This is a genomic window from Pseudomonas sp. LBUM1674, from assembly GCF_059695635.1.
This window is the reverse complement of sequence record NZ_CP166779.1, coordinates 769,357-782,854: the sequence shown is the minus strand read 5'-3', so window position 1 is coordinate 782,854 and position 13,498 is coordinate 769,357. Positions and strand designations below refer to the sequence as shown.

The window sequence follows — 13,498 nt, the reverse complement described above, 5'->3', positions numbered from 1 at the left end:
CCCTGTGGAAGCAAGACTCTTAGGTGTTCACCTGACATGTGCAACAAAGAAAATCCCTGTGGGAGCGGGCTTGCCCGCGATAGCGATCTGACAGGCGCTGAAAATCCTGCGGCTAGATCCGCCCTTCTGGCGCATAAGGCGCCGGATCAATAATCGGCGTCCTGCCCAACATCACATCCACAAACAACTGACACGACGCCGGCGCCAACACCAGCCCATTGCGGTAATGCCCGCAGTTGAGCCACAGGCCCTCAAACCCGGGCACCCGGCCAATGTAAGGAATGCCCTCCGGTGAACCCGGCCGCAGCCCCGCCCAATGCCCGACCACTTCGGCCTCCGCCAATGCCGGAATCAACTCCACCGCCGACGCCTTCAGGCTTTCCAGCGCAGACTCGGTCGGTGTCTTGTCGAAACCTTCATGCTCCAGCGTACTGCCAATCAGAATGTGCCCGTCGCGCCGGGGAATCGCATAACGCCCCTTGGCCAGTACCATGCTCGGCAGAAAGTCCGCCGCGCACTTGTAAAGAATCATCTGTCCTTTGACCGGCTCGACCGGCAGGTCCAGGCCCAGGCTCTTGAGCAAATCACCACTCCAGGCGCCAGCCGTCAGAACCACCTGGTCGCCACGAATGGCGCCCGCCGAGGTTTGCACCCCGACTACAGCCACGCCTTCACGGATGAACCCGTCGACTTCGCACTGCTCATTAATCGTCACGTTGGGCAGTGCCAGCAACGCAGCCTTGAGGGATTTCACCAACCGCGGATTGCGCACATTGGCCACATCGGCCATGTAGATCGCCCGGGCAAAACCGGCACCGAGCACCGGCACCGCATCGTGGGCCGCCGAGATATCCACGGCCCGCAACGGCCGATTTTCACGCTCGGCCCAGGCCAACGCTTCGGCTTCGTCATCGAGATCCAGCCAGTACAAACCGGTGGTGTGCACCTCGGGATCAATCCCGGTCGCCGCGAACAACCGCTCGCCCAGCTGCGGATAAAAGTCCTGGGACCAATGGGCCAACGCGGTGACCGCCGGGCTGTAGCGCCATGGATAGAGCGGCGAAACGATACCGCCACCGGCCCAGGAGGATTCCTGACCGACATTCGCGCGGTCCAGCAATACAACGCTCTGCACTTCGGACGCGAGATTGAATGCCGTCAGCAAACCCATTACGCCGCCACCGACAATCACCACTTGCTGTTGCCTGGTCATGTTCTGATCCAATCGTTAAATAGACAGAGGGCGAAAAAGGCGCCCGAAAAGGAATTCAGCGACCCCAGCAATCCTTGGTGGTCAGGCCAGCTGCAGCATTATCCATGCTTCTGACGCCGGTGTTGGTGATAGTGAAATCCCCACACTTGTCCGTCGCCATGGCGCTGCCGGTCTTGCGCACAGCCGTCAACTTGAAGGCCTGATCGGTCAAGGCCGGAGTGATCGTATAGAAATCATTGCCGGCGCTCAGGCCAGAGGCACCGGTATAGACACTCGTCTTCGAGCTCGAATAAAACCGTTCAAGAATTTGCGCCTGCTCGGAGAGCAAACCCGCCACTTCAGTCCGGCGACCTTTCTTCACGTACTCGGTGAGGCTCGGGTAGCCAATGGTGATGACGATCCCGATGATCGCAATCACGATCATGATTTCAATCAGGGTAAAACCTCGGTTGGTTCTGCGCATGCCTCAACTCTCACTTACTGTATTTGTCGCCACATGATGCGACGACTGTCACCGCTGCCGCCGCCCTTTTCAGTCAGCCTGGTCACCGTCGCACTGGAATCGCCCACGATCTTGGCGGTGCCGCCGTTGACGATGGCGTTCAATACCGGTATCCCGCCGGTGAAAATCACCCCGCTGGAAATCGTGTCGCTGCTGTCGACCAGGTTATCGCCATTGGTATCGAGTACCGCGTAGTTGAACATTTTACCGCTGAATGCATCCAGTTCGATCAGTTTGCCGGTGCCGAAACTGGCACAAGGGTCCGTGGTGTCGACACTGGCGGTGGTAAATACGATTCGTCCCAGAACCAAAGCCGCCTGGTTGATCACCCGCTCCCCGTTCAACACGCTGTTGTAGACCAGTGGCAGGTACCAGCCCTTCTCGGCCGGATAGGTCACTTCGTTCTGGCTGGTGGTTATGAACTGCCCCGAGCTTCCCGAAAACACGCCCGTCACCGCCTGGGCCTGCAAACTGGAGGTGGTGATCTGCCCGGTGCCACCGTTCGCGTCCCACACTGCATAAAACGCCTGTAGATCCTTGTTGGTCTTGTCGGCAGTCTCGTTGAATTTTCCGGTGCCGAAAAATACCACCTTGCCGCCCAGGGTGTTGTCCGCCAGTAGCGGTTGCGCAGTGATCGGCTGAGTGGCGCCCCCCGCGGTGGTAAACAACGGCTTGCCGGAAAACGCCACACCCCAGGTGTCTGTGGTAACGCCGCTCAGGTCAAACTTCCACAACCGCCCTTTCAGGTCACCGCCATAGGCGGCCTGCACCACATTCTGCGAGTTGACCTTGAGCTTCACCGAGGACAGGCCGTTGGTGGTTTCGGTGCTGTCGATGACGATTTTCTTGATCAGCGACCCATCACGAATGTCCACCACGTACAACGCCGCCACCCCTGAACTGCTGCCATAGCCATTGGAGATGAAAGCCGCCCAACGCCCATCGGCCAAGCGTGCCACCTCCGGACGGGCGTAGGCATAACCCAGGTCATTGAACACGTTCGCCGTATTGGCCGTGGTCGGCGCACTGATTTCCCATAATGCCTTGGTCACGTTGCCGGCCGAAGCGTCGTACAGCTGCACGGCGTAAAATGTCTTGCCGCCAGCGCCGGTACCGCCCAGCGCGAGGGTTTTCCAGGCACTGTTAAGCTGGGCATCGAACACTCCGAGCTGACCATCGACCAGAAACTCGTGACCGACTCCGTTGAGGTAGGCGGTGTCGGCGATAGTGCGCAGCGATGGCAGCGCACTCGACGGCATGTAGGCATAACGCCTGGTGCCGTTGGCCGGGTTGATGACGTTTACAAAGCCGTCATTGGCGTTTACCACCAGACTGGCGGTCATGTTGGCGGCTTTGGTGGTCAGGTAGGTGCTGTAACTGGTATCGCCCACCAGGTCGGAGGCGGTCTTGTCCGATGGCGACGCCAGTACCAGGGGTGAATTGATGATGTCGCCGAGTAATACGCTGCGCACTTTCAACCCGGTTTTGTTGATGCCCTTGCTCCACTCCACCAGATCGCTTCCGGTAATGCCGGTAGGCAACCCCTGACTGAGGATCGTCTGCTGCGCCGGGGAGAAGTTGCCAAAAGCCAGGGTCACGGGTGCGTTGGTCAGAGTATTCCAGGACTGATAGGTCGGCGCCGTGGCGCCGGGCACGATGGCCGTGTCGGTTGTCCAGAGCACCGAGGCGGTATTCACTGTGCCACTGGAGGTGAACCCATAGGACTTGATCGTGCCGCGCCAGTCTTTGGGGTCATAGCTGGTCTGGTAATAGGAGGAGCCGACCCCGACGATCGAGCTGCTGGTGATGCCGCTGCCTCCGGAACCGGCCTTGGACGTGATGTCGCTCAAGGCCGATGACAATGCCGTATTGAGGCCGGCACTGTCGGTCGCCTGGTAGTACTTGCCCTGCCCGTAACTGGCAGCGTCCGACAACATCTGGTTCGCTGCGGTGAAACCTACGGTGTAGGTGTTCATGTTCTGCTTGGGGAAGTCCACCGCGTTCCAGCTTTTGCCCGCGGCGTCGGTACCGGTGGTGCGCATGTCGATGTCAAAGGCGAATTTGGCAATGTCATCCAGGTACAGGGTATCGCCCTCTGCGTCACCGAAAAGGTTGTCGCCATCGTTGGTGCTGTTGCCGTCCCAGTTCGGCAAACGGCTGCCGCCGAGTGGGTCATTGGTGGGAAAGGTCCGATCGAAGGTGGGCAGGCCGTCGGTGATCACCACGCCGTAGTTCTTTTGGCAGCGATACTGGATCGGGCTGGTGTAGGTAGTCGGTGTGGAGTTGTAGTACGGCGCCATGCCGCGCATGTACCGGGTTATCTCGTAATAGGATTCCGCCAATGGGGTATTGGCAATGGCACTCAAGCCACTGATCGAGGCGATCAGGGCGCTGTAGTTGGTGTTGGCCTGGGCCTGGGTGACGCTGCCGCTGACGGGAGACAGGTCACTGACCGGGCGTGCAATAAAACCGCCGGGGCCGGAGTTGCTGCTGGTGGGCGGGTTAAACGTCGCCAGGCCGATACGCAGCGCGCGATTGCTGCTGACCAGGTTTGTCGACACATCCTGCGCCACGCTGATGCGGTAATCGTTGGGGATCGCGTCGGTGCCAGTGGTGAAATCCTTGTTCGAACCATTGGCCAGGCTTACCAGATAAGACAAGTAGTCGGCGGTGTAGCGCGTATTTTCATTGCCTACCGGGTCGGGCAACTTGAGGCATATTGATGACAACCCCAGAAAGCCCCGATAGAAACCGTACCAATTGCCGCTGGTTGAGCACCCTCCCCGGTTGAGGCTCGACAAGAGGATGTTGGTGTTGCTCATGTCCAGATTCTGACCGCTGAAGCATGAGGTGTTGGAACTGCAATTGGCGATCTGCGCGCGGTTGGCCGTTGGATCGAACCCTGGCGCCCAAATGATGTTGTTCATGCTCCCCGAGTCATCGATCAGCAGCATCACGTTTGGCGGGACGGCGGCGGCACTCAACAGCGGTGAGTCCGAAGGCGTGAATGCATAGGCCGGTGCTGACAAGTAAAGTCCCGACAGCACGCCACACAACCATTGCCACAACCCGGCGCGCCGCTCAGTATTTCGCATAGATACTCTCCACCACACTGCGCGAATTACCGGCGATGCCCACTGCGGTCACCCGGTACAGCTTCACCGTGTCATCCGTCGGCAGTTTCACCGCCCCCCTGGTAGTGCCGAGGTACTGCACGCCGTAAAAGCCGTTACTGGAGGCGATCCAGGTCACACCCGAGGAGGAGTAGAACCCGGCGGCGGTGATTTGCGACGACTCCGCCGGCGGCGCGCACTGAAGAACGCTGGTGCAAACCGGCAGTGAATAGGTCTCCAGCTGCACGGCACTTTCGCCGACGCGTAGCGCGGCTTCGGCGGCCTGGAACGATTGATTGCGCAAGGTAACGCTGCCGGCCATTTTTTCCTGAAGAGTGGCATTCTGCATCGATGAAATGCCGATCAATGTCAGCAGCAGCAGAAACACCAGGCTGACCAACAGCGCCATGCCGCGCTGGGAGTGAGGGGGCACGGGAGAAAAATTCATCGTCCCTCCCCTCATGGCAACCGATTGCGCAAAGCGGCAACCACGTTGAAGGTTTGATCGCGCACCCGAGCGTTCGGGTCGCTGAGGGTCAACGTCAGGCGTACGCTGCGAATCAAGCTCGTATCGGACGGGTTGCTGCTGTAACTCAAGACTCCGGTCGAACCCTCGATGCCGAAGCTCACATTGAAGGCACTGACGTTGTCGACCAGCACCGCCTGAGTCGGTGTATCACTGCCGACCCCCATTGTCAGTTGGTTATTCTTGAGGCTGTAGATCAGCCGCCGGATTGGAAATGCCATCTGCCCCTCCCCAGGGGCTCGTACACCCGTGTAAGCGAATCCGGTCTCGATGCCGGTGCCGGCGGCTGGCCCACACCTGGATACCACCGTCCAGGTTGGCGTCCCTCCGCTGCGCACGACATCGGCCGTCACCAGGGTTAAATTCTGTTTTGCATTGTCCCAACTGATCGGTGTGATCTGACTGGCGTTGAAGTCGCCCACCGAACTGGCGTCGGTGATCGTCCCCAGGCAACCGAACATGCCGACCATGCGAATTTCCTGAATCATCTTGCTCAACACGAAACGTGCATCTTCCTGCATGTTGGCCGCCGCGTTCTGGCTGACGTACGTGTTCTTGGCGGCGATAAAAACCTGCGCGACACCCAGCACCACGATCAGGCTCAACGCCAGGGCGATCAATAATTCGATGAGGCCGAAACCTTTGCTGGCGTTCTTCATGGCGTCGACACCGGGTCGACGGTGGCGCGACTGGTCAGCACATAGCTGCGCCGCGAGTTGGCAGTATTGGCCGCTCGCGAGTCGTCCCAGGTGATGGTGATGGTGTATACCCGCTGATTGCGCGTGACGCTGCCTGTCGCGGTGGCGCCGAGGGCGCTGACGATGTTGGAGGTGAAGTCGTACAAGTCCTGATCCCGGGCGACGCCGAGGTTGCCCGAGGTCGGTGGCGTGACGGTGTAATCGGCACCGGAGTTGGCGCGAATGCGGTCCATCAGGTCGTAGGCGATAAAACTGGCCTGGGTGGTCATCCGCGAGCTGTCCGTGTACTTCAGCGCGTTGAGTTGAATCGCCGCCGCCCCCAACAGACCGACGCTCAGTATCACCAACGCCACCAGGACCTCGATCAGCGTCATGCCCTCCTGTGCACGCTTGCTCCATCCCCTCATCCGCAACTTCCACCCAATTGAATTCGTCCATTCAAACACACATTCAGCGTCCTGCTTTGCGCCCCCAATACGTAGCTGATCACCACTGGCGTAGAGGGTGCCGACAACCCGCCCAGATTGTTGAAATCGATAGCGGTCACGCCTGAGGTTAGCGTCAGAGTCGCGCCGCTGCTCATTGCCGGAACAACCCGCAATACAATGGGCGGATTGACACTAGCGTCGTAAACAGCCAACTCCCCGGTCCAGACTTTGCCGATTTCTGTCGGACGAAGGCGTGTGGTAATGCCCCGGTCGATGGCTTCCAGTCGGGCGAAATTCAGAGCGCGTTGCAGATCACCCATTTCGGTGTCGGCCTTGGTACTTTGCACCGAACGGGTAAATGCCGGAACGGCCATCGTGATCAGGATCAGCAAAACCGCGAGCGTGACCAGCAACTCGATCAGCGTGAAACCTTTTGTACGATGATCCATCGTTGCCCTCCATAGCCGTCGGCTATACCTGCTTCTACACGCTAGAACATCCGACCGGCAGATGTACGGTTGATTTGCCATTACTTGCGCAAGGATCGCGCGAGGTACACCACCCCAGGGAGGGAGTTGTCATGCGCCAGCAAGGTTTCAGCCTGATCGAACTGCTTATGGGACTGACGATTACCGGGATTGTTCTGTCATTGGTCAGTCCGGCTTTAGCGGCACTCACCGAGGCGAACCATCGCGAGGAAGCGGCGAATTCGCTGGTCGCTGGCCTGCGCAGCGCCAGGAGCGAAGCGATCATGCGTAGCCAGACCGTCATGATTCACGCCATCAACGGCGATTGGAGCCAAGGCTGGCGGATCATTGTGGATGTTAATGGCAAGGGATACGAGGACAGCAGCAATCCGTTGCTGGTCGAACGCCGGAGTGGCACCCGGGTGCCGATTTTCGGCAATCAATATGTCAGGACTTCCATACGCTTCAGCAATCTGGGCGAACCGCTGCACAATGGCTTTCAAGCGGGGACATTGCATGTTTGCGCGCTCCGCGAGCCGGTTAGCCAACACCAGGTGGTGCTGGCCTCGAACGGTCGCGTCAGCCTGCGCAGTCAAAAAACCGAGCAGGCATTGTGCGCGGGAGGAAAAGACTCAAAGCAAGGAGCGGACGCGTAATTCCTTAGGCATGGAGAACGTGATGTTCTCCTCGCGACCCGCCAGTTCATCGGCCCCGGTAGCGCCCCAGGCCTGCAACTGCTGAATCACGCCACGCACCAGGACTTCCGGTGCGGACGCGCCAGCGGTGATGCCGATGCGCTCGACACCGTCGAACCAGCTCTTCTGCAGATCTTCGGCGCCGTCGATCAGGTAAGCCGGAGTCGCCATGCGTTCAGCAAGCTCACGCAGGCGATTGGAGTTGGAGCTGTTCGGGCTGCCGACCACCAACACCACGTCGCATTCGTCGGCCAGTTGCTTGACCGCGTCCTGACGGTTTTGCGTGGCGTAGCAAATGTCGTCCTTGCGCGGACCACCAATCGCCGGGAAGCGCGCACGCAGGGCATCGATGACGCGACTGGTGTCATCCATGGACAACGTGGTCTGGGTCACGAACGCCAGTTTTTCGGGGTTGTTGACTTGCAACGCAGCGACGTCTTTTTCGTCTTCGACCAGGTAGATCGCGCCACCATTGCTGCCATCATACTGGCCCATGGTGCCCTCCACTTCCGGGTGACCGGCGTGGCCGATGAGGATGCATTCACGGCCGTCGCGGCTGTAGCGCGCGACTTCGATGTGCACCTTGGTGACCAGCGGGCAGGTCGCGTCGAAGACCTTCAGGCCACGGCCGGCAGCTTCGGTACGTACCGCCTGGGAAACACCGTGGGCACTGAAGATCACGATGACGTCGTCCGGCACCTGATCCAGTTCTTCAACGAAAATCGCGCCGCGAGCACGCAGGTCTTCGACGACGAACTTGTTGTGGACCACTTCGTGGCGCACATAGATCGGCGGCCCGAACACTTCCAGGGCGCGGTTGACGATTTCGATCGCCCGGTCCACACCAGCGCAGAAGCCACGGGGGTTGGCGAGTTTGATTTGCATGCTGTGCCTCGTGTCTTGCCCCTGTAGGAGCGAGCTTGCTCGCGATGGACTTAAGGACACCGCGTTAATTCAGAAAGAACGCGTTATCGTTAACGTTTATCGCGAGCAAGCTCGCTCCTACAAAAAGCGGGTCAGTTACAGCGCTATGACGCTGATGATCTCGACGTCAAAGGTCAATGCCTTGCCAGCCAAGGGGTGATTGAAGTCGATGGTCACTTGCTCATCATCAAACTCTTTCACCACGCCTGGCAACTCAGCATTGGCCGCATCGTTGAAGATCACCAGCAACCCCGGTGACAGTTCCATGTCCTTGAACTGCGAGCGCGGGATGATCTGGACGTTCTGCGGGTTCGGTTGGCCAAAAGCATTTTCCGGCGCAATCGTCAGCGTACGCTTGTCACCCGCCTTGAAGCCAAACAGCGCCGCTTCGAAACCTGGCAACAGGTTACCGTCGCCGACCTTGAAGGTCGCCGGGGCTTTGTCGAAGGTGCTGTCGACGGTGTCGCCGTTCTCCAGGCGCAGTGCAAAGTGCAAAGTGACTTCCGTGTTCTGGCGGATGCGTTGCTCAGCCAATACCTGTTCAGTCATGAACGGCTTCTCCGGTCTTCTTACTTTTGAACATGTCCAGCGCAAGCATTACGGCACCGACAGTGATTGCACTGTCGGCAAAGTTGAACGCCGGGAAATACCAGCGGTTCTGCCAATGCACCAGAATGAAATCGATCACATGGCCATAGGCAATGCGGTCATACAGATTGCCCAGCGCGCCACCCAATACCAGAGCCAGGGCGACAGCCAGCCAGGTTTCATTGCGCCCAAGACGCTTGAGCCAGACGACCAGCACCGCACTGACCACAATCGCGATCAATGCGAACAGCCAGCGCTGCCAGCCGGAACTGTCGGCCAGGAAGCTGAATGCCGCACCCGTGTTATAGGCCAGGGTCCAGCTGAACAGATCGGGGATCACCACGATCTGCTGGAACATTTCGAGCTTGCCTTCGAAGTAGAACTTGCTGGCCTGGTCAATGACCAGGACCAGCAAACTCAACCAGAGCCAGCTCAGCCGTCCGAAACGGCCAGCAGCATTAGGCATAGTGACGAACCTCGCCAGCGCCGCTGATGTTGTCGACGCAACGACCGCAGATTTCCGGATGCTCCGGGTTCACGCCGACGTCTTCACGGCAGTGCCAGCACCGGGCGCACTTGGCGTGACTCGACTTGACCACTTGCAGCTTCAAACCGCCGACTTCGGTGACTACCGCGTCCTCTGGTGCCTGAACAAAAGGCGCAACGGTGGCGGTCGAGGTGATCAATACGAAGCGCAGTTCGTTGCTCAGCTTGGCCAGGTCGGCGCTCAGCGCCTCTTCGGCGAACAGCGTCACTTCGGCTTGCAGGTTGCCGCCGACGGCCTTGGCCGCGCGCTGGATTTCCATTTCCTTGTTGACCGCGACCTTCACCGCCATGATCCGCTCCCAGTAGGCACGGTCCAGCTCGACGCCTTCCGGCAGCTCGGTCAGGCCTTCGTACCAGGTGTTGAGCATCACGGACTCGTTGCGCTCGCCCGGCAGATACTGCCACAGCTCGTCGGCGGTGAACGCCAGGATCGGCGCGATCCAGCGCACCAGCGCTTCGGAGATGTGGTACAGCGCGGTTTGCGCCGAACGACGCGCCTTGCTGTTGGCGCCAGTGGTGTACTGACGGTCCTTGATGATGTCCAGGTAGAAACCACCCAACTCCTGCACGCAGAAGTTGTGGATCTTGGAGTAGACGTTCCAGAAGCGGTATTCGCCGTAGTGCTCTTGCAACTCGCGTTGCAGCAGCAGCGTGCGGTCCACGGCCCAACGGTCCAGGGCGAGCATTTCCTCGGCCGGCAGGATGTCGGTGGCCGGGTTGAAGCCGGTCAGGTTCGAGAGCAGGAAGCGCGCGGTGTTACGGATCCGCCGGTAGGCGTCCGCACTGCGCTGCAGGATCTGCTCGGAAACCGCCATTTCACCCGAGTAATCGGTGGAAGCAACCCACAGGCGCATGATGTCGGCGCCCAGGGTGTCGTTGACCTTTTGTGGCGCGATCACGTTGCCCAGGGACTTGGACATCTTGCGACCAGACTCATCGACGGTGAAGCCGTGAGTCAGCAGTTCGCGGTATGGCGCGTGGTTGTCGATGGCGCAACCGGTCAGCAGCGACGAGTGGAACCAGCCGCGGTGTTGGTCGGAGCCTTCCAGGTACAGGTCGGCACGTGGACCGGTCTCGTGGCCCATCGCGTGCGAACCGCGCAGGACGTGCCAGTGCGTGGTGCCCGAATCGAACCAGACGTCCAGGGTGTCGCTGATCTTGTCGTACAGCGGCGCTTCGTCACCGAGCAGCTCGGCGGCGTCCATCTTGAACCAGGCCTCGATGCCTTCGACTTCGACGCGCTTGGCGACTTCTTCCATCAGCTCGGCGGTACGTGGGTGCAGCTCGCCGCTTTCCTTGTTCAGGAAGAACGGGATCGGCACGCCCCAGTTACGCTGACGGGAGATGCACCAGTCCGGACGGTTGGCGATCATCGAGTGCAGGCGCGCCTGGCCCCAGGCCGGAACGAACTTAGTGTCTTCGATGGCTTTGATTGCCCGCTTGCGCAGGGTTTCGCCGGTTGCAGGCTCTTTGTCCATGCCGATGAACCACTGCGCGGTGGCGCGGTAGATCAGCGGGGTCTTGTGACGCCAGCAGTGCATGTAGCTGTGTTCGATGACGGTGGTGTGCAGCAGCGCACCGACTTCGGTGAGCTTGTCGACGATGGCCGGGTTGGCCTTCCAGATGAACTGGCCGCCAAAGAACTCCAACGACGTCGCGTAGACGCCGTTGCTCTGCACCGGGTTGAGGATGTCGTCGTTGACCATGCCGTACTTCTTGCAGGTCACGAAGTCGTCCACGCCGTAGGCTGGCGAGGAGTGAACCACGCCGGTGCCAGCGCCCAGTTCAACGTACTCGGCCAGGTAAACCGGCGACAGGCGATCGTAGAACGGGTGACGGAAGTTGATCAGTTCCAGCTCTTTACCGGTGGTGGTCGCAATGACCGAGCCTTCCAGGCTGTAACGGGCCAGGCACGACTCGACCAGCTCTTCAGCCAGTACCAGCAGTTTGTCGCCGACGTCGACCAGGGCGTAGTTGAATTCCGGGTGAACGTTCAACGCCTGGTTGGCCGGGATGGTCCACGGGGTAGTGGTCCAGATCACGATCGAAGCGGGTTTGCCCAGCGAAGGCAGGCCGAAAGCGGCAGCCAGCTTGGCCTCGTCGGCAATCGGGAACGCTACGTCGATGGTCGAGGACTTTTTGTTTTCGTACTCGACTTCCGCTTCAGCCAGGGCCGAACCGCAGTCGAAGCACCAGTTCACAGGCTTCAGGCCCTTGAACACGAAACCACCCTTGACGATTTCCGCCAGGGCACGGATTTCACCGGCCTCGTTTTTGAAATCCATGGTCTTGTACGGGTTGGCAAAGTCGCCCAACACGCCCAGACGGATGAATTCGGACTTCTGGCCTTCGATCTGCTCTGTGGCATAGGCACGGCACAGTTCGCGAGTCTTGTCCGCGCCCAGGTTCTTGCCGTGGGTCACTTCGACTTTGTGCTCGATCGGCAGGCCGTGGCAGTCCCAGCCCGGGACATAAGGCGCGTCGAAACCCGACAGGGTTTTCGAACGGATGATCATGTCCTTGAGAATCTTGTTCAGCGCATGACCGATGTGAATCGTGCCGTTGGCGTACGGAGGACCGTCGTGCAGGACGAACTTCGGACGATCCTTGCCAATCTCGCGCAACTTACCGTACAGGCCAATGCTGTCCCAGCGCTGCAGAATCTGCGGTTCGCGCTGAGGCAGGCCGGCCTTCATCGGGAAGGCGGTGTCCGGAAGGTTTAGCGTGGCTTTATAGTCGGTCATTTAAGGCTCTTCATTAGCGATTGGCGCTAGGTGCGACAGGGCACGGGCGGCGGCAACATCCGCATTGATCGCCGTCTTAAGCGCCTCCAGAGAGGCGAAACGCTGCTCTTCACGCAGCTTGTGGTGGAAAACCACCGTCAAACGCCGGTCATACAGATCGCCGGCAAAATCTAAAAGATGGACTTCAAGGTGGGCTTTGCCATCACCCTGGACCGTTGGTCGCACGCCGATATTGGCGACGCCCGGCCAGGTCTTGCCGTCGATGTCGACGTTGACCAGGTAAACCCCGGTCAACGGCACGCGACGGCGCTTGAGTTGTATGTTGGCCGTGGGCGTACCCAATTGGCGCGCAAGCTTCTGGCCATGCAGGACCCTCCCGGCAATCCGGAACGGACGACCGAGCAGTCGCTCGGCCAGGGCAAAATCGGCAGCGGCCAATGCATTGCGGACCTGGGTGCTGCTGACGCGAATACCGTCCAGTTCGACCGTCTGTGCAGCTTCGACGGTAAAGCCTTGCAGGACGCCGGCCTGCTGCAGGAATACGAAATCCCCTACCCGGTCACAACCGAACCGGAAGTCATCGCCGACCTCCAGATGCTGGACGCCGAGGCCGTCCAACAGAATGGTATCGACGAATTCGCTGGCGCTGAGCTTGCTCAGGCGCTGGTTGAACGCCAGGCACAACACCCGGTCGACACCTTCCAGGGCCAGCAGCTGCAATTTGTCTCGCAGGCGGGCCAGACGGGCGGGTGCCGTGTCCGGGGCGAAGAACTCTCGCGGCTGCGGCTCGAAAATCACCACGCAGCTGGGCACGCCCAACTCGAGCGCACGCTCACGTAGCCTCGCCAGGATAGCCTGGTGGCCACGGTGAACACCGTCAAAGTTGCCAATAGTGGCGACACAGCCCCGATGCTGGGGGCGCAGGTTGTGGAGGCCTCGAACCAGCTGCATAACGCGCTTCTTGCTCATAAAGTGGTCGATTATAACCACACACGGCGGCCGACGACAGGCAACACCGTAACCCAAAGTGATCGAACCGACAAAACCGCCGGCC

At 59.8% G+C, this 13,498-nt stretch carries 13 protein-coding genes; 1 reads left to right on the top strand and 12 read right to left on the bottom strand.

Annotated elements, in window-relative coordinates; translation table 11 throughout:
• Window positions 1-112 precede the first annotated feature (112 nt).
• From thiO to ACA067_RS03540, 7 genes are read right to left on the bottom strand one after another with little or no spacing between them, the layout of a single operon-like run.
• Window positions 113-1,213, bottom strand: a complete 1,101-nt coding sequence (gene thiO, locus ACA067_RS03570; RefSeq protein ID WP_497460633.1) for a glycine oxidase ThiO — start codon at window positions 1,211-1,213, stop codon at window positions 113-115.
• 55 nt (window positions 1,214-1,268) lie between these two features.
• Complete coding sequence (locus ACA067_RS03565) at window positions 1,269-1,676, bottom strand: type IV pilin protein (RefSeq protein WP_497460632.1); 408 nt, start codon at window positions 1,674-1,676, stop codon at window positions 1,269-1,271.
• 14 nt (window positions 1,677-1,690) lie between these two features.
• Entirely contained in the window at window positions 1,691-4,810 is a 3,120-nt protein-coding gene (locus tag ACA067_RS03560; RefSeq protein ID WP_497460631.1) for a pilus assembly protein, read from the bottom strand.
• Window positions 4,797-5,276 carry a pilus assembly PilX family protein gene (locus ACA067_RS03555; protein WP_497460630.1) on the bottom strand — a complete coding sequence of 160 codons (480 nt, stop codon included), beginning with the start codon at window positions 5,274-5,276 and terminating at the stop codon, window positions 4,797-4,799. Before ACA067_RS03555 ends, ACA067_RS03560 begins: the two co-directional genes overlap by 14 nt.
• An 11-nt stretch (window positions 5,277-5,287) precedes the next feature.
• On the bottom strand, window positions 5,288-6,013 hold the full coding sequence (locus tag ACA067_RS03550) for a PilW family protein (RefSeq protein ID WP_497460629.1): 726 nt from the start codon (window positions 6,011-6,013) through the stop codon (window positions 5,288-5,290).
• On the bottom strand, window positions 6,010-6,459 hold the full coding sequence (gene pilV, locus ACA067_RS03545; RefSeq protein ID WP_497460628.1) for a type IV pilus modification protein PilV: 450 nt from the start codon (window positions 6,457-6,459) through the stop codon (window positions 6,010-6,012). Before pilV ends, ACA067_RS03550 begins: the two co-directional genes overlap by 4 nt.
• Complete coding sequence (locus ACA067_RS03540) at window positions 6,456-6,929, bottom strand: GspH/FimT family pseudopilin (RefSeq protein WP_497460627.1); 474 nt, start codon at window positions 6,927-6,929, stop codon at window positions 6,456-6,458. The genes pilV and ACA067_RS03540 overlap by 4 nt, the downstream gene beginning before the upstream one ends.
• Before the next feature lie 131 nt (window positions 6,930-7,060).
• Here ACA067_RS03540 and ACA067_RS03535 point away from each other — a divergent pair, with 131 nt between their 5' ends.
• The gene (locus ACA067_RS03535; RefSeq protein WP_497460626.1) at window positions 7,061-7,603 is read left to right on the top strand and encodes a GspH/FimT family pseudopilin; all 543 of its coding nucleotides are present in this window, start codon (window positions 7,061-7,063) and stop codon (window positions 7,601-7,603) included.
• On the opposite strand, the gene ispH is transcribed toward ACA067_RS03535, so the two are convergent.
• The 5 genes from ispH to ribF all read right to left on the bottom strand — a co-directional run bounded on the left by ispH (window position 7,580) and on the right by ribF (window position 13,395).
• Window positions 7,580-8,527: a 4-hydroxy-3-methylbut-2-enyl diphosphate reductase gene (gene ispH / locus ACA067_RS03530; RefSeq protein ID WP_150747772.1), complete on the bottom strand. Its 948-nt coding sequence runs from the start codon at window positions 8,525-8,527 to the stop codon at window positions 7,580-7,582. The two genes, ACA067_RS03535 and ispH, sit on opposite strands and share 24 nt — an antisense overlap.
• 135 nt (window positions 8,528-8,662) lie before the next feature.
• The gene (fkpB, locus tag ACA067_RS03525; protein ID WP_497462723.1) at window positions 8,663-9,100 is read right to left on the bottom strand and encodes an FKBP-type peptidyl-prolyl cis-trans isomerase; all 438 of its coding nucleotides are present in this window, start codon (window positions 9,098-9,100) and stop codon (window positions 8,663-8,665) included.
• A gap of 7 nt (window positions 9,101-9,107) precedes the next feature.
• Entirely contained in the window at window positions 9,108-9,620 is a 513-nt protein-coding gene (lspA, locus tag ACA067_RS03520; protein ID WP_497460625.1) for a signal peptidase II, read from the bottom strand.
• Complete coding sequence (ileS, locus tag ACA067_RS03515) at window positions 9,613-12,444, bottom strand: isoleucine--tRNA ligase (protein WP_497460624.1); 2,832 nt, start codon at window positions 12,442-12,444, stop codon at window positions 9,613-9,615. The genes lspA and ileS overlap by 8 nt, the downstream gene beginning before the upstream one ends.
• Window positions 12,445-13,395 (bottom strand): bifunctional riboflavin kinase/FAD synthetase, encoded by a 951-nt coding sequence (gene ribF / locus ACA067_RS03510; protein WP_497460623.1) that lies wholly within the window; start codon window positions 13,393-13,395, stop codon window positions 12,445-12,447.
• Window positions 13,396-13,498 lie beyond the last annotated feature (103 nt).